This is a genomic window from Blastococcus sp. CT_GayMR20 (genome assembly GCF_004570345.1).
Window position 1 is genome coordinate 44,496 of sequence record NZ_SPQM01000013.1, and the last position, 21,199, is coordinate 65,694.

At 73.8% G+C, this 21,199-nt stretch carries 23 protein-coding genes; 10 read left to right on the forward strand and 13 right to left on the reverse strand.

Annotated features, from left to right (window positions below):
- Positions 1-39: 39 nt before the first annotated feature.
- Complete coding sequence (locus E4P40_RS05620; RefSeq protein WP_167762119.1) at positions 40-495, forward strand: SRPBCC family protein; 456 nt, start codon at positions 40-42, stop codon at positions 493-495.
- A 3-nt stretch (positions 496-498) separates the two neighbouring features.
- On the opposite strand, the gene E4P40_RS05625 is transcribed toward E4P40_RS05620, so the two are convergent.
- Positions 499-1,650 carry an Mrp/NBP35 family ATP-binding protein gene (locus tag E4P40_RS05625; RefSeq protein WP_135157912.1) on the reverse strand — a complete coding sequence of 384 codons (1,152 nt, stop codon included), beginning with the start codon at positions 1,648-1,650 and terminating at the stop codon, positions 499-501.
- Positions 1,651-1,900: 250 nt separating this feature from the next.
- Here E4P40_RS05625 and E4P40_RS05630 point away from each other — a divergent pair, with 250 nt between their 5' ends.
- Genes E4P40_RS05630 through E4P40_RS05645 form a run of 4 tightly spaced genes read left to right on the forward strand, consistent with a single transcriptional unit; the run spans position 1,901 to position 3,848 of the window.
- The gene (locus E4P40_RS05630) at positions 1,901-2,215 is read left to right on the forward strand and encodes a hypothetical protein (protein WP_135157913.1); all 315 of its coding nucleotides are present in this window, start codon (positions 1,901-1,903) and stop codon (positions 2,213-2,215) included.
- 36 nt (positions 2,216-2,251) lie between these two features.
- Complete coding sequence (locus E4P40_RS05635; RefSeq protein ID WP_135157914.1) at positions 2,252-2,947, forward strand: AzlC family ABC transporter permease; 696 nt, start codon at positions 2,252-2,254, stop codon at positions 2,945-2,947.
- The gene (locus E4P40_RS05640) at positions 2,944-3,261 is read left to right on the forward strand and encodes an AzlD domain-containing protein (protein ID WP_135157915.1); all 318 of its coding nucleotides are present in this window, start codon (positions 2,944-2,946) and stop codon (positions 3,259-3,261) included. The genes E4P40_RS05635 and E4P40_RS05640 overlap by 4 nt, the downstream gene beginning before the upstream one ends.
- Positions 3,258-3,848 (forward strand): hypothetical protein, encoded by a 591-nt coding sequence (locus E4P40_RS05645; protein ID WP_135157916.1) that lies wholly within the window; start codon positions 3,258-3,260, stop codon positions 3,846-3,848. The genes E4P40_RS05640 and E4P40_RS05645 overlap by 4 nt, the downstream gene beginning before the upstream one ends.
- A gap of 9 nt (positions 3,849-3,857) precedes the next feature.
- Here E4P40_RS05645 and E4P40_RS05650 read toward each other — a convergent pair whose 3' ends face one another.
- The 3 genes from E4P40_RS05650 to E4P40_RS05660 all read right to left on the reverse strand — a co-directional run bounded on the left by E4P40_RS05650 (position 3,858) and on the right by E4P40_RS05660 (position 6,281).
- Positions 3,858-4,352, reverse strand: a complete 495-nt coding sequence (locus E4P40_RS05650; protein WP_245160156.1) for a methylated-DNA--[protein]-cysteine S-methyltransferase — start codon at positions 4,350-4,352, stop codon at positions 3,858-3,860.
- 158 nt (positions 4,353-4,510) lie between these two features.
- Positions 4,511-5,050: a DUF1003 domain-containing protein gene (locus E4P40_RS05655; RefSeq protein WP_135157917.1), complete on the reverse strand. Its 540-nt coding sequence runs from the start codon at positions 5,048-5,050 to the stop codon at positions 4,511-4,513.
- The gene (locus E4P40_RS05660) at positions 5,043-6,281 is read right to left on the reverse strand and encodes a CBS domain-containing protein (RefSeq protein ID WP_135157918.1); all 1,239 of its coding nucleotides are present in this window, start codon (positions 6,279-6,281) and stop codon (positions 5,043-5,045) included. Before E4P40_RS05660 ends, E4P40_RS05655 begins: the two co-directional genes overlap by 8 nt.
- Before the next feature lie 24 nt (positions 6,282-6,305).
- Here E4P40_RS05660 and E4P40_RS05665 point away from each other — a divergent pair, with 24 nt between their 5' ends.
- The 3 genes from E4P40_RS05665 (at position 6,306) to E4P40_RS05675 (ending at position 9,234) form a co-directional block, all read left to right on the forward strand.
- Positions 6,306-7,178 (forward strand): PhzF family phenazine biosynthesis protein, encoded by an 873-nt coding sequence (locus E4P40_RS05665; RefSeq protein WP_135157919.1) that lies wholly within the window; start codon positions 6,306-6,308, stop codon positions 7,176-7,178.
- Positions 7,175-8,101, forward strand: a complete 927-nt coding sequence (locus E4P40_RS05670) for a DMT family transporter (protein WP_245160157.1) — start codon at positions 7,175-7,177, stop codon at positions 8,099-8,101. Before E4P40_RS05665 ends, E4P40_RS05670 begins: the two co-directional genes overlap by 4 nt.
- Positions 8,102-8,280: 179 nt before the next feature.
- A complete protein-coding gene (locus tag E4P40_RS05675) occupies positions 8,281-9,234 on the forward strand; it encodes a CoA ester lyase (RefSeq protein WP_135157920.1) in 954 nt (317 codons plus the stop codon).
- A 1-nt stretch (position 9,235) separates the two neighbouring features.
- On the opposite strand, the gene E4P40_RS05680 is transcribed toward E4P40_RS05675, so the two are convergent.
- Positions 9,236-9,652, reverse strand: a complete 417-nt coding sequence (locus tag E4P40_RS05680) for a DUF4190 domain-containing protein (RefSeq protein WP_135157921.1) — start codon at positions 9,650-9,652, stop codon at positions 9,236-9,238.
- Positions 9,653-9,796: 144 nt separating this feature from the next.
- Here E4P40_RS05680 and E4P40_RS05685 point away from each other — a divergent pair, with 144 nt between their 5' ends.
- Positions 9,797-10,996 (forward strand): acyl-CoA dehydrogenase family protein, encoded by a 1,200-nt coding sequence (locus E4P40_RS05685; RefSeq protein ID WP_135157922.1) that lies wholly within the window; start codon positions 9,797-9,799, stop codon positions 10,994-10,996.
- Between the two features lie 51 nt (positions 10,997-11,047).
- Here E4P40_RS05685 and E4P40_RS05690 read toward each other — a convergent pair whose 3' ends face one another.
- The 5 genes from E4P40_RS05690 to E4P40_RS05710 all read right to left on the reverse strand — a co-directional run bounded on the left by E4P40_RS05690 (position 11,048) and on the right by E4P40_RS05710 (position 14,925).
- Positions 11,048-11,752, reverse strand: a complete 705-nt coding sequence (locus E4P40_RS05690) for a DUF4230 domain-containing protein (protein WP_135157923.1) — start codon at positions 11,750-11,752, stop codon at positions 11,048-11,050.
- Between the two features lie 94 nt (positions 11,753-11,846).
- A complete protein-coding gene (locus E4P40_RS05695; RefSeq protein WP_245160158.1) occupies positions 11,847-12,638 on the reverse strand; it encodes an ABC transporter permease in 792 nt (263 codons plus the stop codon).
- Entirely contained in the window at positions 12,635-13,582 is a 948-nt protein-coding gene (locus E4P40_RS05700; protein ID WP_135157924.1) for an ATP-binding cassette domain-containing protein, read from the reverse strand. Before E4P40_RS05700 ends, E4P40_RS05695 begins: the two co-directional genes overlap by 4 nt.
- A gap of 12 nt (positions 13,583-13,594) precedes the next feature.
- A complete protein-coding gene (locus E4P40_RS05705) occupies positions 13,595-14,386 on the reverse strand; it encodes a DUF4097 family beta strand repeat-containing protein (RefSeq protein WP_135157925.1) in 792 nt (263 codons plus the stop codon).
- A 35-nt stretch (positions 14,387-14,421) separates the two neighbouring features.
- Positions 14,422-14,925, reverse strand: coding sequence for a hypothetical protein (locus E4P40_RS05710; RefSeq protein ID WP_135157926.1), 504 nt, complete (start codon positions 14,923-14,925; stop codon positions 14,422-14,424).
- A 172-nt stretch (positions 14,926-15,097) separates the two neighbouring features.
- On the opposite strand from E4P40_RS05710, the gene E4P40_RS05715 reads away from it, so the two are divergent.
- Positions 15,098-19,462 (forward strand): FtsK/SpoIIIE domain-containing protein, encoded by a 4,365-nt coding sequence (locus E4P40_RS05715; RefSeq protein ID WP_135157927.1) that lies wholly within the window; start codon positions 15,098-15,100, stop codon positions 19,460-19,462.
- 13 nt (positions 19,463-19,475) lie between these two features.
- Here the strand turns inward: E4P40_RS05715 and E4P40_RS05720 are convergent, their stop codons facing one another.
- The 3 genes from E4P40_RS05720 to E4P40_RS27940 form a co-directional block, all read right to left on the reverse strand.
- Positions 19,476-20,054 carry a hypothetical protein gene (locus E4P40_RS05720; protein ID WP_135157928.1) on the reverse strand — a complete coding sequence of 193 codons (579 nt, stop codon included), beginning with the start codon at positions 20,052-20,054 and terminating at the stop codon, positions 19,476-19,478.
- Complete coding sequence (locus tag E4P40_RS05725; protein WP_135157929.1) at positions 20,051-20,698, reverse strand: hypothetical protein; 648 nt, start codon at positions 20,696-20,698, stop codon at positions 20,051-20,053. Before E4P40_RS05725 ends, E4P40_RS05720 begins: the two co-directional genes overlap by 4 nt.
- 56 nt (positions 20,699-20,754) lie before the next feature.
- Positions 20,755-21,199: hypothetical protein (locus E4P40_RS27940; protein WP_167762120.1), on the reverse strand; the 445-nt coding region annotated here is incomplete at its 5' end.

Sequence of the window (21,199 nt, forward strand, 5' to 3'; positions counted from 1 at the left end):
GACCAGCACGTTCCGGTGCCGCCGCCTACGGTCGGGACCGTGACCGACCAGCTGATCTCCGAGAGCATCACCGTCGACGCGCCGCCGGCCGTGGTCTTCGGGATCCTCGCCGACCCCCGTCAGCACAACCGCATCGACGGGTCCGGCTCGGTCGGCTCGGTCATCTCAGGACCCGAGCGGATCACGGCGAAGGGCCAGACCTTCACCGTCCGCATGAAGCTCTTCCACGTCCCGTACGTGATCATGAACCGGGTCGTGGAGTACGAGGCCGACCGCCGGATCGCCTGGCGGCACTTCACCGCCAACCGCTGGCGCTACGAGCTCGAACCGACCGCCGACGGCGGGACGACGGTCACCGAGACGTTCGACACCACGCGCGCCAACACGCTCACCGACGCCGTCGTCCGCCGGGCGAAGTTCTACGAGCGCAACCGGGAGGGCATCGTCGCGACGCTGGAGCGGCTGAAGAAGGCCGCCGAGGCCGACGCCGCCTGAGCGCTACTTCCGGACCGGCGTGAGGCCGAGCGACATCCCGGACAGCCCGCGCTGACGCACGGCGAGACCGTCGGCGATCTTCTCCAGCGCCTGCGCGGCCGGGGAGTCGGGCTGGGCCAGGACGATCGGCGCACCGGCGTCGCCGGCCTCGCGCAACCGCGTGTCCAGCGGGATCTGGCCGAGCAGCGGCACCCGGGCACCGAGGGTGCGGGTCAGCGCGTCGGAGACGGCCTCGCCGCCGCCGGAGCCGAAGATCTCCATGCGCTCGCCGGTGGGCAGCTCCAGCCAGGACATGTTCTCGACCACGCCGACCACCTGCTGGTGGGTCTGGGTGGCGATCGCGCCCGCCCGCTCGGCCACCTCGGCCGCGGCGAGCTGCGGCGTCGTCACGACGAGGATCTCGGCGTTCGGCACCAGCTGGGCGACCGAGATCGCGACGTCACCGGTGCCGGGCGGGAGGTCCATGAGCAGGACGTCGAGGTCGCCCCACCACACGTCGGCGAGGAACTGCTGCAGCGCCCGGTGCAGCATCGGCCCGCGCCACACGACCGGGGTGTTGCCCGGCGTGAACATGCCGATCGAGATGACCTTCACGCCGTAGGACTGCGGCGGCATGATCATGTTGTCGACCTGGGTCGGCTTGTCGTCGACGCCCAGCATGCGCGGCACCGAGTGCCCGTAGATGTCGGCGTCCACGACCCCGACCGACAGCCCCCGCTTGGCCAGCGCCGCGGCCAGGTTCACCGTGACCGACGACTTGCCGACCCCACCCTTGCCCGAGGCGACCGCGTAGACGCGGGTCAGCGACCCCGGCTGGGCGAACGGGATGACCGGCTCGGCAGCGTCGGAACCGCGGACGGTGCGGCGCAGCTCGGCGCGCTGCTCGTCGCTCATCACGTCGAGGACGACCGACACCGACGTGACACCGGGGACGGCGGACACGGCCTGGGTCACGCGGTTGGTGATCGTCTCGCGCATCGGGCAGCCGGAGACGGTCAGGTAGACGTCGACGCGGACGGAGCCGTCGGCGCCGATCTGCACGTCCTTGACCATGCCCAGTTCGGTCAGCGGGCGGTTGATCTCCGGGTCCTGGACGGTGGCCAGAGCGGCGTTGACGGCGTCGAGCGCCGGCGAGCCGGTCAGCGTGTCGGACATCGTTGCGTGTGTCTCCTTCGACGGGGGCCCCGGTCGGCGGTCGGCGAGAACGCGACGACCTGCACGATCGGGTCGCCTGCAACTGTACGGCGGGACGCCCACAGCGCCGCCCGGGGCGGAGTGATCTGCTGCGCACTCGTGGTCTGAGGTACCTCAGACCGGCGGGCGCTTCGCCTAGGGACCGCGGCGACCCGGGGACTGCGCGGTCGACCGATGCCCGGAGGCACCCCTCAGAACGAGGGTCGTCGCCATGACCACGACATCGCTCCTCAGCCCCTCCGCCTCCCGCACGGACGACCTCCGCGCTCAGATCGACGACGCCCTGTCGGCCGCTGCCCAGGACGACGCCGTCGAACGCTGGTCCAGCCACACGTCCGCCGGTCGACGCCTTCTCTCCCTCGCCGCACAGGCCCGGCGGGCCGCCGCCGCCCTCGGTGCGGACGGCGGGGTACCGCTCGTCGCCGGTCCGGGAATCGTGGTGCTCCGCGAGCTGGCCGCAGCCGCCCACCTGCTGGACGAGGCCGCCGCAGGAGCCGGCTCCCGGCAGCTGCCCGAGGTGGCGTGACCTGAGCGCCACGGCGGCTCGTTAGGGTCGCCAGACATGTCCGCCCCCACCCGATCGTCGGTCCTCCGCGACGCGATCGGTCTGGGGTTGGCGGTGGGGCTCTACGGCGCGGCGTTCGGCGCCGCGGCCGATGCGGCGGGGCTGGACCTGTGGCAGGCGATGACCCTCTCGGCGCTGATGTTCACCGGTGCCTCGCAGTTCGCGCTGGTCGGCGTCCTGGGGGCCGGGGGGAGCGCGCTCGCCGCCGTCGGCAGCGCCCTGCTGCTGGGCACCCGGAACTCGGTCTACGGCGTGCGCCTGCTGCCGCTGCTGCAGCCGCGCGGCGTCCTCCGCCGGCTGGGCACGGCGCACTGGGTCATCGACGAGACGACGGCGCTGTCCATCGCGGCCCCCGACCGGGCGCTGGCGCGACTGGCCTTCCTCGCCGGCGGCGCCTCGATCTTCCTGATGTGGAACGCGACGACGGTGATCGGCGCGCTCGGTGCGGCCGCCCTCACCGGGCCGGCGCTCGCCGCGCTCGACGCCGTCGTCCCGGCCGCCTTCCTCGCGCTGCTCTGGCCCCGACTGAGGAAGGGGTTCCCGGAGGCCGGCGTCCAGCTGCGGGTCGCCATCGGCGGCGCCGCCGTCGCCCTCGCGCTCACGCCGTTCGTGCCGGCCGGAGTGCAGGTCGTCGCGGCCGTCGTCGCAGTGGGCCTCGCCGGGCGACCGCGGACCCGGGAGGTGCAGACGTGAGCGGGGCGGCGCTGTGGGCGGCGGTCCTGGCCGCGTCGCTGGGCTGCTACCTGCTGAAGCTCGCCGGCCTGGCGGTGCCGGCCGCCTGGGTGGAGCAGCCGTGGATCGCGCGGATCGTCGACTTCGTGCCGGCCGCGCTGCTGGCCGCCCTCGTCGCGGTGCAGGCGTTCGCCAGCGGGCAGTCCCTCGTGGTGGACGGCCGCCTGGCCGGGCTCCTGGTGGCCGCGGTCGCGCTGGCGTTCCGCGCGCCGTTCATCGTCGTCCTGCTGCTGGCGGGTGCCGCGGGGGCGCTCGTGCACGTCATCGCCGGATGACGCTCGACCAGCGGTCCGGCGTCCGGGTGGATCGACGCGTCGTCGGCGGGTTCGCCGCCTTCGGCCTGCTCGCCGGGATCGCGGCCAAGGTCGGCGACGAGTCCGGCTGGAGCTGGGCGGGCGACCTCGGCTCCTATCCGGCCGCGTGGGTGCTCGCCGTGGCGCTGATCGGGCGGGCCGCCCCCGCCTGGCGGACCGCCGCCGTCCGGGCCGCGGTCTTCTTCGCGGCGATGACGGTGGCCTACTACGCCTATGCCGCCTGGGTGCTCGGGTTCGGGTGGAACCGGCTGCTGCCGGTGTGGCTGTTGCTGTCCGCGACCGCTGTCGCCTGCGCCGCGGTGGCGGCGTGGTGGGGCACCCGCCGGCCAGGTCCGCTGCCAGGGGCGCTGATGGCCGCAGCCGCGGGCATCGTCCTCGCGGGGCGCGGAGCAGGCATCCAGCTCGTCGTGGACGTCGTCGTGGCGGTGGTGCTCGTCCTGCTGCTGCCCCGCCACGGCAGCACACGGGTGTGGGCGCTCGTCCTGACACTGCCGATGGCGTGGCTCGGCGGGCGCGGCCTGGACCTCCTCGCCGCGGTCGTGTCCTGACGGCCCGGGTCAGAACAGGCGGTCGGCGCGCTGCTCGAGGTCGAGCAGGAACCGCTTGCGCGGCAGTCCGCCGCCGAAGCCGATGAGGCTGCCGTCCGCCCCGATCACCCGGTGGCAGGGGACGACGACGGCCAGCGGGTTGCGCCCGTTGGCGGCCCCGACGGCCTGTGCGCCGCCGGGTTCGCCGACCGCCCTGGCGACGTAGCCGTAGGACCGGGTCTCGCCGTAGGGGATCAGGGTCAGCTGGTGCCACACGGCCAGCTCGAAGTCGCTGCCGACCGGTCGGAGGGGCAGGTCGAACGTCGCCCGGTCGCCGGCGAAGTACTCGCCGAGCTGGCGGGCGGCGTCGGCGATCTCCTCGTCGCTCCGCTCTCCGAGCACCTCCGGGTCGAGGGCGGCCGGCGGCGACATGGCGACGCGGAGCAGCGTGCCGTCCGCACCGACGACGGTCAGCGGGCCGATCGGGGACGGCACCACGGCGTGCGTCCTGCCGGGTGATCGCACGGCCCGACCGTAACGCCGGGTTCCGACAGTTCCCAGCCGTCGACCCAGCGGATCTCGCCGTCGACGGGGGTGCTCGGGGGGACAGCCCGGCCTCGGCGGCGTGCTCCACGCGCAGCGGCTCGAGGGCGGACGCGGAGTGCGCAGCGGAGGGGGCGTTCCTACCCCGTGGGATCGGCGCTCGTCAGCGCCCCCTGGTCGCGCTTCTTCTTCGACTTCTTCTCGCGCTTCTCGGCGTCCTCGTCCTCGGTGAACACCCGGCTCAGCTCGCTGCGGATGAAGTCACGGGTGGCCAGCTCGCCGACCGCCACGCGCAGCGAGGCGAGCTCGCGGGCGAGGTACTCGGTGTCGGCGCGGACGGAGGCGGCCCGCGCGCGGTCCTCCTCGGCCTGCACCCGGTCGCGGTCGGCCTGCCGGTTCTGCGCGAGGAGGATCAGCGGCGCGGCGTAGGCGGCCTGGGTCGAGAACGCCAGGTTGAGCAGGATGAACGGGTACGGGTCCCAGCGCAGCCGGACGGCGGCCACGTTCAGCGTGATCCAGACGATCACGATGATCGTCTGGACGGCGAGGAACCGGCCGGTGCCCAGGAACCGGGCGATGCCCTCGGCGAAGTTGCCGACGGCGTCCGGGTTGAGCCGCAGGAACCCGGTGAGGCTGCGGGTCCTGCTGCGGGGTATGTCGAGCCGGGGCGCGTCAGCCACGACGTGCCCGCTCGCGCCAGTCGTCGGGCAGCAGGTGGTCGAGCACGTCGTCCACGCTGACGGCGCCCACCAACCGGCCCTGCGCGTCGACCACCGGGGCGGCGACGAGGTTGTACGTCGCGAAGTAGCGCGTCACCTCCGCCAGCGGTGCCTCCGGCTTGAGCGGCTCGAGGTCGTCGAGGACGCCGCTCACCAGGCTCGACGGAGGCTCGCGCAGCAGCCGCTGGATGTGGGCGAGGCCGAGGTAGCGGCCGGTGGGTGTCGCCGCCGGCGGCCGGCAGACGTACACCTGACTGGCCAGGGACGGCGTCAGCTCCGGTTCGCGCACCCGCGCGAGCGCCTCGGCGATCGTCGCGTCGGGCGTGAGGATCACCGGCTCGCTGGTCATCATGCCGCCGGCGGTGTCCTCGGAGTACTTGAGCAGCTGGCGCACCGGCTCGGCCTCGTCGGGCTCCATGAGTTCCAGCAGCCGGTTGCGGTCGACGTTGGAGAGCTCGGCCAGCAGGTCGGCGGCGTCGTCCGGGTCCATGGCCTCGAGCACGTCGGCGGCCCGGCGCTCCTCCAGAGTCCCCAGGATGACGATCTGTTCGGCCTCGGGCAGCTCGCCCAGGACGTCGGCCAGCCGCTCGTCGTCCATCGCCTCGGCGACCTCGTGCCGTCGCTTGATCGGCAGCTCCTGCAGCGCGTGCGCGACGTCGGCGGGGTTGAGGTCGCGGTAGGTGGCGATCAGGGTCTCGGCCCCCTGGCCGGTCTGCGGCAGCGCCAGCCCCTCGACCTCGTCCCACGACACCTGGTGCAGCTGCCCGCGGCGGCCGAGGCGGCCCGGCTCCTGCACGGCGAGCCGTGAGAGCACCCAGTCGCCGGTGCGCGTCTGCTCGATGCCGGCGTCCACCACGTGAGCGGGACGGCCCGACTCGAGGATGCGCACCGTCCGGTCCAGCAGCTCGCCGAGCACCAGCGTCTCGCCGGCCCGCTGCTCGAAGCGCTTGAGGTTGAGCGTGCCCGACGCGAGCATCACCGCGCCGGGGTCGACCGCGGTCACCCGGCCCATCGGGACGAAGATGCGCCGGCGGGCGACCACCTCGACGACGAGGCCCAGCACGCGGGGCGCGGCCGATCCGACCCGGAGCGCCACGACGACGTCCCGCACCTTGCCGACGCGGTCGCCGTTGGGGTCGAACACGGTCAGCCCGGCGAGCCGGGAGACGTACGCCCTGCTCGCGGAGGTCACGATCGGTGAGGTTACCGTCGGGGCGTGTCGTCCCCGGAGGTTCTCGACTACGAGATCGTCGACGTCTTCGCCCCGCGCGCGTTCGCGGGCAATCCGCTGGCCGTGGTCTTCGACGCCGACGCGCTGAGCACCGAGCAGTGCCAGGCGCTCGCCTTCGAGTTCCACCTCTCCGAGACGTCGTTCGTCTGCGCACCGACCGAGCCGGGCGCCGACTACCGCGTGCGGATCTTCACGCCCTTCGCCGAGCTGCCGTTCGCCGGGCACCCGAGCGTCGGTGCCGCCCACACGCTGGTGCGCACCGGCCGGCTCGGCGCCGGCACGCTGCGGCAGGAGTGCGGCCTCGGCGTCCTCGACCTGGTCGTCGACGACGACGGCGCGCAGCTCACCGGCGGCCGCCCGACCCTGGAGGACGGGCCGGCCGCGGCCGAGCTGGCCCGGGCGGTCGGGCTGAGCCCCGCCGACGCCACGGGCCTGCCGGCCGACGTCGCCGGCTGCGGCCTCCCCTTCGCGTACCTCTCCGTCGCGCCGCACCTGGTCGACGCCGCCGTGCCGGACCAGGCAGCGCTCGACGCGCTGGGCGTGGGGGAGGGCGTCTCCGTCCTCTCCTGGGACGCGGCGACCTCCACCGCCTACGCGCGCGTCTTCGCGAACGACCTGCGCTGGGGGGAGGACCCCGCGACCGGGTCGGCCGCCCTGGGCACGGGCGTCTGGCTGGTCGAGAGCGGCCTGCTAGCCGGGGAGGGGACGTCGTCCTACACGGTCCGCCAGGGCGACAAGCTGGGGCGCCCGTCGGTGCTCTCCTGCACGGTGACCGCCTCCGGGGGCACGGCGATCGCGGCGACCGTCCGCGGGTCCGTCGTCCCCGTGGCCGGTGGCCGCATCCGCGTACCCGCGTGAGCCGCCCCGCGGCTGCGCAGGCCTGGGCGCTGCACCGGCCGGGGCCCCGGGACGTCGGACTGCTGTCGCTCGCCGTCGTGGGGGTCTCGCTGTCGGCGCCGCTGACCGCGATGGTCACCGCGCCGATGCTGGCGCTGGCGTTCTGGCGCAATGCGGCCGGCGCGGCCGCCCTCGTCCCGGTGCTGCTCACCCGCGAGCGGGCCACCCTGACCTGCCTGCGGTGGCGCGACCTGCGCAGTTCCGTGGTGGCCGGGCTCTTCCTCGCCGCGCACTTCGCCACCTGGCTGCCGAGCCTGTCGATGACGACCGTGGCCGCCTCGGTCGCGCTGGTCACGACCACCCCGATCTGGACGGCGCTCGCCGCACGCATCTCGGGCGTGCGCCTGCCAGCGGCCGTGTGGTGGGGGCTGCTGCTCGCCTTCGTCGGCGTCGTCCTGATCGTCGGCGTCGACGTGACGGTGAGCCTCGAGGCGCTCGCCGGCGACGGACTCGCCCTGCTGGGCGCGATCTGCGCGGGTGGGTACGTGCTCTCCGGTGCGCGAGCCCGGCAGCGGCTCGCCACGTCCGCGTACGCAGTCGTCTGCTACTCGGTCTGCGCGGTCGTGATCGCGGTGTCGGCGCTGGTCGTCGGCGCGCCGCTCGGTGGGTTCACCGGGCGCGACTGGTGGTTGATCGCTGCCATCACCGTGGCCGCGCAGCTGTTCGGGCACACCTTGCTCAACCTGGTGTTGTCGTCGGTCGGGCCGACGGTCGTGAGCCTCGCCGTCCTGCTCGAGGTGCCGGGTGCGCTGCTGTTCGCCCTCGCGCTGCTCGGGCAGGTACCGCCGCTGCTGGCTCTTCCCGGGGTGGCCCTCGTCGTCGCCGGCGTGGCGCTCGTCGTGCGCGCGAGCCGGCCGACGACCCTGGTGGAGCCGGCCACCTGAGCGCCGACTGCTGACCTGTTGTCGCCCGAACCGGCGAGTCGGTGCGTGTCATCGACCACAAGTCGGCAGGCGACCGGTCCGGGCGGTCAGCGACCGGGAAGGGCCCTGGCTACTCTCCGGTAGCTGACAGACCACCTGACAAGCCCTGTCTCCGACCCACCCACCATCCCGGAGGACCCGTGGCCGAGCTTCGTTCCCGTCGTTCCAACCTCGCCGTCCCCGGCAGCAACCCCCGGTTCCTGGAGAAGGCGAAGGGCCTGCCCGCCGACCAGGTCTTCCTCGACCTCGAGGACGCGTGCGCGCCGCTGGCCAAGCCCGGTGCCCGCAAGAACATCGTCGCGGCGCTGAACGAGGGCGGCTGGGGCGACAAGATCCGCACCGTCCGCGTCAACGACTGGACGACGGAGTGGACGTTCCAGGACGTGCTCGAGGTGGTCGGCGGAGCCGGCGCGAACCTCGACTGCATCATGCTGCCGAAGGTCGCCGACGCCGCCCAGGTCAAGGCGCTGGACCTGCTGCTCAGCCAGATCGAGAAGGCCAACGGCCTGGAGGTCGGCCGGATCGGCATCGAGGCGCAGATCGAGACCGCGCAGGGCCTGATCAACGTCAACGACATCGCCTTCGCCAGCGAGCGGATCGAGACGATCATCTTCGGCCCGGCCGACTTCATGGCCAGCATCAACATGAAGTCGCTCGTGGTCGGCGCCCTGCACCCGGACTATCCGGGCGACCCGTTCCACTACATCCTCATGCAGATCCTGATGGCCGCCCGGGCCCGTGGCGTGCAGGCCATCGACGGACCGTTCCTGCAGGTGCGCGACGTGCCGGCCTTCGAGGAGGTCGCCAAGCGCTCGGCGATGCTCGGCTTCGACGGCAAGTGGGTGCTGCACCCCGGGCAGATCGACGCGGCCAACGAGATCTACGCGCCGTCCCAGGAGGACTACGACCACGCCGAGCTGATCCTCGACGCCTACGACTGGGCGACGTCGGAGGCCGGCGGGAAGAAGGGCTCGGCCATGCTCGGCGACGAGATGATCGACGAGGCCAGCCGCAAGATGGCCCTGGTCATCGCCGGCAAGGGCCGCGCGGCCGGCATGGAGCGGACGTCGTCCTTCACCCCGCCCGAGGAATGAGCTACGGCCCGAAGGAGCCGTTGGTCAGCGAGGCGAAGGCGATGATCCAGAACAGGATCAGCAGCACGTAGATCCCGGTGATGATGCCACCGACGATGATGCCGGCCAGGGCGAGGCCGTCGCCGTCCTCGCCGGTCCGGCGGATCTGCTTGCGCGCCACGATCCCCAGGACCAGGCCGGCGGGGGCGAAGACGAACGCCATGACCAGCGACAGGATCGCCATCGTGTTCGTGGGGCGGACGTACACCGGCGGATAGCCCGGCGGCCCGTAGCCCGGGGGCGGCCCGTAGCCGGGCGGCGGGCCGTAGCCGGGCGGCGGGCCGTAGCCGGGCGGCGGGCCGTAGGCCGGCTGCGGAGCGTACTGCGGAGGCGCGGACGGCGGATCGCCTCGGTAGAGGTTGTCGTCGGAGCTCGGCATGACGTCCTTCCTGCCCGGCGGCGCCGGTCGCGGTACTCCACCACGCGCAGGCCTGGAGCGTGAGCAGGCACACGCCGGGAGTCCCCCGGACGTGGCCCATACTCACCGGTAACTCGGACACCGCCGTCCCGAATGGAGCGACAGTTGACCCGCTTGGCCCAGACCGCCGACCTGACCGACATCCAGCAGGAGATCCTGTCCACGGTCAGGACGTTCGTCGACCGCGAGATCATTCCGAACGCGCAGGAGCTCGAGCACGGCGACATCTACCCGCAGAAGATCGTCGACGGGCTCAAGGAGCTCGGGATCTTCGGGCTGATGATCCCCGAGGAGTACGGCGGTCTCGGTGAGTCGCTGCTGACGTACGCGCTGGTCGTCGAGGAGATCGCCCGCGGCTGGATGAGCGTCTCGGGTGTCATCAACACCCACTTCATCGTCGCCTACATGCTCATCCAGCACGGCACGGACGAGCAGAAGGAGCGCTTCCTCCCGCGCATGGCGACCGGTGAGGTGCGCGGCGCGTTCTCCATGTCCGAGCCGGGCCTGGGGTCCGACGTCGCCGGCATCCGTACCAAGGCGACGAAGCAGGCCGACGGCACCTATGTCATCGACGGCCAGAAGATGTGGCTGACCAACGGCGGCAGCTCCACCCTGGTCGCCGCGCTCGTGCGCACCGACGAGGGCGCCGAGAAGGCCCACCAGAACCTCACGACGTTCCTGGTCGAGAAGCCGGAGGGCTTCGGCGAGGTCGTTCCCGGCGTCACCATCCCCGGGAAGATCGACAAGATGGGCTACAAGGGCGTCGACACCACCGAGCTGGTCTTCGACGGCTACCAGGCCAAGGCCACCGACATCCTCGGGGGTGTCCCCGGCCGCGGGTTCGCCCAGATGATGGACGGCGTCGAGGTCGGGCGGGTCAACGTCGCCGCCCGCGCCTGCGGCATCTCCATCCGGGCCTTCGAGCTCGCCATCGCCTACGCGCAGCAGCGAGAGACCTTCGGCAAGCCGATCGCCCAGCACCAGGCGATCGCCTTCCAGCTCGCCGAGATGGCCACCAAGGTGGAGGCCTCGCACGCGCTGATGGTCAAGGCCGCCCGCCTGAAGGACGCAGGCTCGCGCAACGACGTCGAGGCCGGCATGGCCAAGCTGCTGGCCAGCGAGTACTGCGCCGAGGTGACCACCCAGTCCTTCCGGATCCACGGCGGCTACGGCTACTCCAAGGAGTACGAGATCGAGCGCCTCATGCGCGAGGCGCCGTTCCTGCTCATCGGCGAGGGCACCAGCGAGATCCAGAAGACGATCATCAGCCGCGGCCTGCTGAAGACCTACGCCCTGAGGCAGTGAACGCGGGAGGCCCAGAACCGAGTCGGTTCCGGGCCTCCGGTGTTCACCGGTTCAGCCGGCACTCCCGTCCGGTTCGGCGAAGCTGACCTCGACCTCGTCGACGCCGAGCGACCGGGCCAGGCCGGTCAGCATGGCGCGGGTGTTCGTCTCGGCCCGCTCCCGCAGGTCGCTCTCCTCGGCCGCTGCGGCGAGCCGGTCCTCGGCCAGCGCATAGAGCTCGCTGTCGTCGACGGGGTTGTCGCCGAGCGCGTCGCCGAGCCGCTCGACCAGCCCCCGGTCGCGGTCGAGGACGTGGCTCTGCTCCGGATCGATCCGGACCTCGCCGACCCGCGGCGCGGGGAGCTCGATGGTGGCCGACGTGCCGTCGGCGGAGAGGGCGACCCGGCCGGCGTCCAGGCCCGTGAAGTCGACCGAGGCGTCAGCCGTCCCCGTGGCGAGGAACTCGACGCGCTCGCCGCTGATGACCGCCGGCACGTAGCGGGTGTCCAGCTCCCGGTCGACCACGACCTGGAAGGTGCCGGTCGCCGCGTGGTACTCGTGCAGGTCCTGGAGGGCGAGCACCAGCGGCGTCGTGCTCCTGTCGACGACCTCCTGCCCGAACGGCTCGTCGGGCAGCCAGCTCGCGACCTTCATCCCGACCGGCACGAGCACGGCCAGGCCGGCCCCGGCCGCCAGGAGGCGGAGGGGGACGCGGCGACGGGGACGCGGGGCCGTCCGGACGTCGGGGACGGGGCGGGACGACAGCAACGTGGGCATGCGCGACCTCTCGGGCCAGGACAGGGGGAGGGGGCGGTGCTCACCGGGTGCAGCCACCCGGGAGCCCCGCCCATTCCCGACACGCCGTCGGCTGTCAGCGGGCGGGACGGCGCTCGTAGTTCCGGCGCGCCCAGAGGTAGCCGACCAGTGCGATGCCGGCGCACCACGCCGTCGCCACCAGACCGCTGGAGCCGATCGCCGTCCCGGTGAGCAGGCCGCGCATCGTCTCGATGATCGGCGTGAACGGCTGGTTCTCGGCGAACCAGCGCAGACCGGCCGGCATCGACTCCACCGGGACGAAGCCGCTGCCGAAGAACGGCAGGAGCATGAGCGGCATCGGGAGGTTGCTCGCCGCCTCGACGGTCTTCGTCGACAGGCCCATGGCCACCGACAGCCAGGACAGCGCGAAGCTGGTCATGGCCAGCACCCCGATCGCGGCCAGCCACTCGACGGGGTTCGCGTCGGGCCGGAAGCCCACGAGAAGGGCGACGGCGACGACGAGGGCCAGCCCGACCAGCGTCTGGATCACGGCTCCCACGACGTGCCCGGTGAGCACCGACGCGCGGGCGATGGACATGGTGCGGAACCGGGCGATGATGCCCTCCGTCATGTCCATCGCGATCGCGATCGCCGTCCCCTGGGCGCCGCCGGTGATGGCGAGGACCAGGATGCCGGGGACGACGTAGGCGACGTACTCGGCCCGGCCGCCGGAGGGGGCGCCCAGGCCGGCGCCGAGGGTCCCGCCGAAGACGAAGACGAACAGCAGCAGGAACACGATGGGCATCGCGGCGACGATCACGGTCAGCCCGGGGTAGCGCACGGCGCGCTTGAGGTTGCGGCGCAGCATCGTCGCCGAGTCGTTAACGGTGACTCCGAGCGTGGTCACGAGGTCACCTCTGCGGGGGTCGGGCGGCCGGTGAGGGCCAGGAAGACGTCGTCCAGGTCAGGGGTGTGCACGGTGAGTCCGGCGACCTCGACGCCGGCGTCGTCGAGGCGGGCGAGCAGGGACTTCAGGGCGGCCACGCTGCCGTCGCCGGGGACCTCGAGGGCGAGTGCCCCCTCGTCGGCCGGCGGCAGCCCGAGGACGGAGGCCGCCCGGTCGAGCGGCTCCGGCCCGGCGAAGTCGAGCCGGACGTGGCCGCCGGGCACCATCCGCTTGAGCTCGTCCGCGGTGCCCTCGGCCACCAGCCGGCCGGCGTCCAGGACGCCGATGCGGTCGGCCAGCTGGTCGGCCTCGTCCAGGTACTGGGTCGTGAGCAGGATGGTGACGCCGTCGGCGACGAGCCCGCGGACGACGTCCCACATGGCCCGGCGGCTGCGCGGATCGAGACCCGTGGTGGGCTCGTCGAGGAAGACCACCCGGGGGTCGCCCATGAGTCCCATCGCGAGGTCCAGCCGCCGGCGCATGCCGCCGGAGTAGGTGCTCGGCACCCGGTCGGCGGCGTCGACGAGCTCGAACCGCGCCAGCAGGTCGGTGGCCCGGAGCTGCCCTTCCCGGCGGCCGACGTGCAGCAGGTCGGCCATGAGCTTGAGGTTCTCACGACCGGTCAGCAGGTCGTCGACCGCGGAGAACTGGCCGGTCAGGGCGATCGAGGCACGCACCGCCTCCGGTTCGCGGCGGAGGTCGTGCCCGGCGATGGAGACCTCCCCGCCGTCGGCGGGGGTGAGGGTGGACAGGATGTCGACTGTGGTCGTCTTGCCGGCCCCGTTCGGGCCGAGGAGGGCGAAGACCGTCCCTTCCGGCACCGTGAGGTCGAGGCCGTCGAGAACCACCTTTGGGCCGAAGGACTTGCGCAGGCCGGTGACGGCGATGGCGGGGGTGGGGTTCATGGTCTGGTCCTCTCAGGCCCGGCGGATGACGATGTCGCCGTAGGACGTGCGGGCGCGGATCTCGACGGTCTCCTGGGCTCCCTCGGGGCCCTCGGTCGCCGTCAGCAGGTTGCGGACGCGGCCGGACCCGGCCTCGACGTCGAGCCAGGCGGCGGTGCCCTCCCGGATCCCCGCCTCGACCGCGCCGTAGGCGGTCTCGAGGACCAGCGAGCCGCGGACGGCCTGGCCGATGCGGACCTCGCCGTACTTGGTCGAGGCGGAGACCGAGGCCAGGGCGCGGTCGACGTCGATGTCCCCGCACGCGGAGTCGAGCCGGAGATCGCCGCCGGCCTCCCGCACGCGGATCCCGCCGTAGGCCGTGCCGGCGTCGCCGTCGCCGTCCACCGCGGTGACGGAGATGTCGCCGGCGGTCGTGCGGGCGTGCAGGGACGCCGTCCGCTCGATGTGGATGTCGCCGTACTTCGTGTCGATCCGGACGTCGCCGAGGCGGCCCTCGCAGTCGACGTCGCCGGCGGTGGAGGTGACCTCCACGCGGGACCCCTCGGGCAGGGACACCTCGATGTCGACCGTCGGCATGCCGCCGAAGAAGTGCAGGCGCGGCCGCCGGGGCGCGCTGATCCGGAGCTGCCCGTCGGCGTACTCGACGCGCGTCTGCTCGGCGGCCGAGACGTCGGCCGAGCTCTGGGGGTTGCCCGGGCGCACCTGCACGACGGTGTCGGGACGGTCGGTGGCGCGGACGCGGAGCGAGCCGCCGCCGACCTCGACGCGGGTGTGGACGGGGGACGGGGTGGCGAACGTCGGCATGGCTGATCTCCCGGGGAGAAGGGGCGCGGCGAGGGTCAGCGGACCCAGCCGGAGTACTGCTGACCGGACCACCGGCTGCGCCGTCGGTCCGAGGGGCCCTCGCCGGGGGTCAGGGCGCGGGTGACGGCGCGGACCAGCCAGGTGTTCACTGAGAAGCCCTCGCGCCCGGCGGCGTCCTCGATGCGGGACTTGAGCTGCTCGGGCAGGCGGAGGGTGATCCGCGACGTGGCCCCCTCGTCCCCGTCGGGCGCGGGAGGCGGTTCCTCCGTGACGGGTCGGTCGGCGAACTCGTCCGGCGGCGGGAGGCTGACGACGAAGCTGATGTCCCCGCCCCGCAACCGGACGTCGACGGCGCCGGGGGCCAGCTGGGTCGTCAGTTCCTCGGCGGCGGTCGACAGCGCGCTCAGCAGAGCCAGTCGGAGCGAGGCCTCGAGCGGTGCGGTGAGCCGCTCGGCGAGTGCGCGCGCCTCGTCGCCACCGACCTCGGCGGCCGCGACCAGCTCCCGGCGGAGCTGATCGACGTAGGGGGAGAGGTCCATGGCGACACTGTGACATCACTATGACGTCATTTGCAAGCCATATGACGTCACGACGGTGCCCGGTGCGTCGACACGATCGGTTGGATGAGACCTCGTACGGCTGCCGGGAGCGGCCGCCGTGGCGCAGAGTCGGACGGAACGGAGCAGGCCAGGAACGAGCGGGGGACGGCGCGTGCGGGTGCAGCTGAGCGTCGCGCTGCCCGACGACGGCCTGCTCGACGTGGGGATCGACGTCGACGACGACGTCCCGGTGGCCGCGGTCGCCGCTGCTCTCGGGCAGACGGCCGGCGTGCCCGTCGAGGGCCTCTTCCTCGCCGGCGAGCGGCTCCCGGACGACTTGCCGGTCGGTGAGAGCGCCCTGGTCGACGGCAGCGTCGTCGCGTTGTCGGAGGCCGCCGCGGGGGAGGAGTGCCGGCGGGGACCAGGCCGGGGCTGGCAGCTGCACGTGGTCAGCGGTCCGGGCAGCGGGCTGGTCGCCGAGCTGCCGGTGGGCACGCACGAGCTGGGTCGCAGCAGCACCGTCGGGTTCTCCGACCGGTCGATGTCCCGCCGGCACGCGGTCCTCCGGGTCACCGCCGACGGCGCGGCCCTCGCCGACCTGGGGTCCTCGAACGGCACGACCTTCGAGGGCGTCGAGGTGGGCGACGAGCCGGTGCCCGTTCAGCCGGGGCAGGTGGTCCGCCTGGGCGACACCGCGCTGGTGCTGCGCCCGGCGCCGGCCTCGGACGCGGCGATCGAGCCGGCCGGCCCGGGCACGCGGGCGTTCGTCCGCGCACCCCGGCTGCTGCCGTCGGACCGGCCGGTGCGCATCCCGCTGCCCGACGAGCCGCACGCCCGGGAGCCCCGCCGGATCCCGATGATCATGGTGCTCGCGCCGTTGGCCCTCGGCGTGGTGCTGGCGCTGGTGATGCGGTCGCCGCTGTACCTGATGTTCGCGATCGCCAGCCCGCTGATGATGATCGGCAACGCGGTGTCCGACCGCCGGCAGACCGCGCGGGAGAACCGGCTGGCACGCGAGCGCTACGAGCGCGACCTGGCGACCGCCCAGGAGAGGATCGCGGCCGCCGTGGCCGACGAGACCGAGCGGCGGAGGGCGGCCCACCCCGACCCGGCGGCTGCGATGTTCACCGCCGTGCTGCCGGGCAGGCGGCTGTGGGAACGCCGGCGGACCGATCCGGACGCGCTCGACCTGCGCCTCGGCACGGCCGACCTGCCCGCCGAGGTGGAGGTGACGAGCCGGCACGGCGTCGCCGACGAGGGGGAGCGGACGGTCCGGGCGGTACCGGCGGTCGTCCCCCTGCGCGAGGCAGGCGTGCTGGGGCTCTCCGGGCCTGCCGACCAGCTGTCCGGCCTGCTGCGCTGGGTGGTGCTCCAGCTCGCCGTCCACCATCCGCCGCGCGACCTCGCGCTCACCGTCCTGGCACCCCGGGGACGCGCGGACTGGAACTGGGTCCGCTGGCTGCCGCACGCCCGCCCGGCCGACGGCGACGGCCCGGTCGCGTTCGTCGGGAACGACGCCGAGACGGTGACCGCCAGGGTCGCCGAGCTGACCGCGCTCGTGCGCGCCCGCCGCGAGGCCGCCAGGTCGGGAGTCGGGCGGATCGAGCCGGAGTCGTTCCCCGCCCACGTGCTCGTCGTCCACGGGTTCCGCACGCTCCGGGCAACCCCCGGCCTGGCCCAGGTGCTGCAGGACGGCCCGGCGGTCGGGGTCTACGCCGTCTGCGCCGACGAGGAGGAGCGCTTCCTTCCCGAAGCCTGCACGGCGACGGCCGTCTTCGACCCGGACGACGACGCGGTGGTCGACGTCCGCCGCAGCGGACACGACCCGGTGCGTGGCGTGCTGGCGGAGCCGGTGTCGGCGGAGCTGGCCGGGACCGCGGCCCGGGCCCTCGCCCCGCTGCGGGACGTCAGCGTCGAGGACGACGACGCCGTCCTGCCCGACAGCGTCCGGCTGCTGGACCTCCTCGGTCTGGAGCCCCCCACCGTGGACGCCGTCCGCGCCCGCTGGCAGCTCAGGGGGCGGACGACGCGGATGATCGTCGGGGCCGGCCTGGACGGGCCGCTTGGGCTGGACCTGCGCACCGACGGACCCCACGCGCTCGTGGCGGGGACGACCGGCGCCGGGAAGTCCGAACTGCTGCAGACGATGATCGCCTCGCTCGCGGTGACGAACCGGCCCGATGCGCTGAACTTCGTGCTGGTCGACTACAAGGGCGGCAGCGCGTTCAAGGACTGCAGCGACCTCCCGCACACGGTCGGCATGGTCACCGACCTCGACAGCCACCTCGTCGAGCGCGCACTGACCTCGCTGAGCGCCGAGCTGCGCTACCGCGAGCACCGGCTCGCGGCCGCGGGGGTGAAGGACATCGACGACCACCTCGAGCTGCAGGTCCGCGACCCCGCGCAGCACGCTCCGCTGCCCCGGCTCCTGATCGTGATCGACGAGTTCGCCTCGCTGGCACGCGAGCTCCCGGACTTCGTGACCGGGCTCGTCGACATCGCCCAGCGGGGGCGCTCCCTGGGCATCCACCTGGTGCTGGCCACGCAGCGGCCGAGCGGCGTCGTCTCCCCGGAGATCCGCGCCAACACGAACCTGCGGATCTCGCTGCGGGTGACCGACGCGGCCGACAGCAGCGACGTCCTCGACGCCCCGGACGCCGCCCGCATCCCGAAGTCGGCGCCGGGGCGCGGCCTCGCCCGGCTCGGGCACGGCGGGTTGGTGCCCTTCCAGGCGGGGCGGATCGGCGGCCGCCGGCCGGGACAGGGCGCGATCGCCGCCGCGGTGCCGTTCGTCGTTGCGCTGGGCTGGCAGCGGCTGGGCCATCCGGCCCCGATCAGGCCGGTGCGAGCCGCCGGGGTCTCCGATGTCGAGGTCACCGATCTCTCGGTCCTCGTGTCGGCGGTGCGCGACGCCGCCGTCGCCGACGGCGTGCCCGCCCAGCGCAGTCCCTGGCTTGCGGCGCTGCCCGAGCGGCTGCTGGCGGCGGACCTCCCCGAGCCGCCGGGCGGACCGATCCGGCTGCCCTTCGGCCTGCAGGACCTCCCGGCACAGCAGGAGCGGCGGGTCGCCGCCTTCGACCCCTCGACCGACGGCCACCTGCTGGTCATCGGCTCGCCCACGAGCGGCCGGTCCCAGGTGCTCCGCACGCTGGCCGGCGCGGCCGGGGCGCGGTGCCCGGTGCGCGACCTGCACCTGTACGGCCTCGACTGCGGGAATGGTGCGCTCCTGCCGCTGCAGGACCTGCCGCACTGCGGAGCGGTCGTGCAGCGGACGCAGACCGAGCGGGCGGTGCGGCTGCTCGACCGGTTGAAGGCTGAACTGGACCGCCGTCAGCAGGTCCTCGCCGAGGGCGGGTTCACCGATGTCGTCGAGCAGCGCCGGGAGTCGCCGCCGGAGTGCCGCCTGCCCCGCATCGTCCTGCTGCTCGACCGGTGGGAGGGTTTCACGGCGACCCTCGGGGAGATCGACGGCGGCCGGCTGACCGACATCCTGATGGCGATCGTCCGGGAGGGCGCCTCGGTCGGTCTGTCGGTGGTGATCACCGGGGACCGGTCGCTGGGCACCTCGCGCCTGGCCTCGCTCACCGACAACAAGCTGGTCCTGCGGCTGGCCGACCGGGGCGACTATCCCCTCGTGGGCATCAGCGCCCGGCAGGTGCCCGCCTCGGTGCCGCCGGGCCGCGGTCTCACCGTGGACGGCGCCGTGGAGACGCAGGTCGCGCTGCTCTCGGATGACGACTCGGGGCAGGGACAGGCGGCCGCGATCGCGGAGATCGCGCGCGCCGCCCAGCTCCGCGAGGCGCAGCTGCCGGGCACCGGTCGCCCGTTCCGGGTCGACGTCCTGCCCGCCCGCGTCTCGTTCGAGCAGGCGTGGGAGATGCGGCCCGGGCAGTCCGGCCGATCCTTGGCTCTGGTCGGCATCGGCGGCGACGAGCTCGCGGGCGTCGGTCCCGACCTCAGCAGCGGGCCGGGACCGGCGTTCGTGGTGGCCGGCCCGGGCCGGTCGGGCAAGAGCACGGCGCTGGCCGTGATGGCCGAGTCCCTGCTCCGCCAGGGCGCGGCCGTCGTCCTCGGCGCGCCCAGGCCCTCACCGCTGCGGAGGTTCGCCGGCCGCCCCGGGGTGCTGGCGGTGCTGGAGGAGGCGTCGGCCCCGGCCCAGCTGTGGCGGGAGCTGCTGGCCGCCGAGCCCGGCCGGCCGCTCGTCGTCCTGCTCGACGACGGTGACGTGCTGCGCGACGTCCCGGCCGCCGAGGTGTTCCGGGACGTCCTCAGGGGCGGCGCCGGGCCAGGGCGGGCGCTGGTCCTGGCGGGCAACGCCGAGAGCATCTGCACCGGGCTGTCCGGCTGGCAGGTGGAGGCCAAGAAGTCCCGGCAGGGCCTGCTCCTCTCCCCGCAGGGCGGGACCGACGGCGATCTCATCGGCGTCCGGATCCCGCGCAGCGCCGTGGGTCAGCCCGTGCAGCCGGGCCGCGGGCTCCTACACCTGGGCGACAGCCGGCTGCTCACGGTGGCGGTACCCGAGCTTCCGACCGCGTGACGGCCTGACCCGTTCAGTCGTCGACGAGGTGGACGGACCGGGCGAGGTCGTCGACGTCGTCCATGGCCCGGAAGGCGAGCGAGGTGTCGAAGGTGGAGAGCCAGAGCAGCACGTCGAGTCCGTCGGCGCGCCAGGCGTAGGACAGCGTCAGGACCACCGCGCCGTCCCTGGGGTCGACGGCGTAGCGGAGCACCCGGAGCCCCTCGCCCAGGTGGCCAGACAGGAAGGGCTCGACGATCGGCCGCTCGACGGCCCCCGCTGCATCGGCCCGGGTCAGCTCGCGCAGGGCGTCGTCGCGGTCGCCATCCGCGGCGCAGGCCTCCAGGTGGACGGGCAGGAGCGCGCTCGTCGGCCCGGGCAGCCAGAGGAACGTCCGCCGCGCGGGGTCGGTCGCGAACGGGCCCTCGGCCAGCATCGCCAGCCCGAGTGCCAGGTGGTCCGGTCCCAGCCCGTCGGTGGGCGCGGCATCGGCCCACACGATCTCGGCCACCTCGCGTGCCCAGTCACGGGGGTCCGGCCAGGTCTCCTCCGACCACTCGCCCGGCATCCCGATCCAGGTGTCGGTCGGCAGGTGGACGTCCACCGTCCTCACGGCGCAGCCCACCGGAAGGTGGTCATGACGGCGTCGAACAGTTCGACGAGCAGGCCGGTGAGGTCGTGCTCGTCGTCCGCGGCCTCGAGGACCGTGCAGGAGGCCGACAGCCACCGCCCGGCCCGTCCGGGGACGGCGACGACGTAGTCGACCCGCCGGGACGCGGCCGACAGGGCCGCCTCGCCGTCGGCGTCGGGGGCCACCGTCGATTCGGTGCGCACGCCCGGCGCGCCGTCCACCTCGACGGCCCGCGCGTCGTCGTCGTCCGCGAGCATGCGCGTCAGGACGCGGGGTACCAGCTCGCGGGGATCGCCGCGCCCGTCACCGGTCCAGGGGGCGACGTCACCCACGACGAACGAGGCCGGCACCAGGACGCCGCCCATCCGCTTTGTCGGCAGGTAGAGCTCGGTGCCCCCGGTGCGGCGTGCGGCGGCGAGGGTCGCCGTCAACCGGCCCTCCAGTCGTCGGCGGAGCGAGGCGATCGTGTCCGGCGGGATGTCGGGCGGCACGTCGCTGAACGCGCGGTCGAGCAGCCGCCGCACCGCCGGGGCGGCGTCCTCGTCGAGGGGGATCTGCACCCACCCCGGCGGCAGGACGAGCGAGTAGCCCGTCGCCTCGCGGACGGTCGGCGTGCTGCCGGTCATGGTCTGCTGCCCGCGCCGCCGAGCCCGCGCCGCCGAGGTCCTCGATACGGAGCCGCTCACCGAAGCGGGTCCCAGCTCTTCTTGAAATCCTCGAACTCGTGCGAGTAGGGCTTGCCCGGGAACAGCTCGCTCTGGCCGGCGAGCGCCGATCCGGTGTCGCTCACCACGCCCAGCCGATGGCCGGACTGGGCGAGACGCAGGCCCGTGCCGGCCCCCTGCCCCGCGGCAAGGACGTCGGCGTGCGGGAACTCCCGCTGCATCCGGGAGATGTCGTTCATGAGGCGGGCGTTGTCGGACCCCGCGTCGAGCACGGTCTCCCGACGGGTGGCCTGCAGGAGCGGCTGGTCGCGGTACCCCTGCTCGGCGCGTGCCGCACGCGAGTCGGCCTCGCGGCTGGTGCGCGCCTTCAGCTGGTCGAGCTGGTTGCGGACCCGCCTGCGCTCGGCCGGCTGCAGTCGCTGACCCAGCCTGCGTCCCAGCGCCTCGCGGGCCGCCCGGGTC

What these genes read in the sequence shown, in the direction of transcription:
- E4P40_RS05625 (WP_135157912.1), bottom strand. Translation starts at nt 1,650, where the DNA reads ATGTCCGACACGCTGACCGGCTCGCCGGCGCTCGACGCCGTCAACGCC.
- E4P40_RS05630 (WP_135157913.1), top strand. Translation starts at nt 1,901, where the DNA reads ATGACCACGACATCGCTCCTCAGCCCCTCCGCCTCCCGCACGGACGAC.
- E4P40_RS05635 (WP_135157914.1), top strand. Translation starts at nt 2,252, where the DNA reads ATGTCCGCCCCCACCCGATCGTCGGTCCTCCGCGACGCGATCGGTCTG.
- E4P40_RS05645 (WP_135157916.1), top strand. Translation starts at nt 3,258, where the DNA reads ATGACGCTCGACCAGCGGTCCGGCGTCCGGGTGGATCGACGCGTCGTC.
- E4P40_RS05680 (WP_135157921.1), bottom strand. Translation starts at nt 9,652, where the DNA reads ATGCCGAGCTCCGACGACAACCTCTACCGAGGCGATCCGCCGTCCGCG.
- E4P40_RS05690 (WP_135157923.1), bottom strand. Translation starts at nt 11,752, where the DNA reads ATGCCCACGTTGCTGTCGTCCCGCCCCGTCCCCGACGTCCGGACGGCC.
- E4P40_RS05700 (WP_135157924.1), bottom strand. Translation starts at nt 13,582, where the DNA reads ATGAACCCCACCCCCGCCATCGCCGTCACCGGCCTGCGCAAGTCCTTC.
- E4P40_RS05705 (WP_135157925.1), bottom strand. Translation starts at nt 14,386, where the DNA reads ATGCCGACGTTCGCCACCCCGTCCCCCGTCCACACCCGCGTCGAGGTC.
- E4P40_RS05710 (WP_135157926.1), bottom strand. Translation starts at nt 14,925, where the DNA reads ATGGACCTCTCCCCCTACGTCGATCAGCTCCGCCGGGAGCTGGTCGCG.
- E4P40_RS05725 (WP_135157929.1), bottom strand. Translation starts at nt 20,698, where the DNA reads ATGACCGGCAGCACGCCGACCGTCCGCGAGGCGACGGGCTACTCGCTC.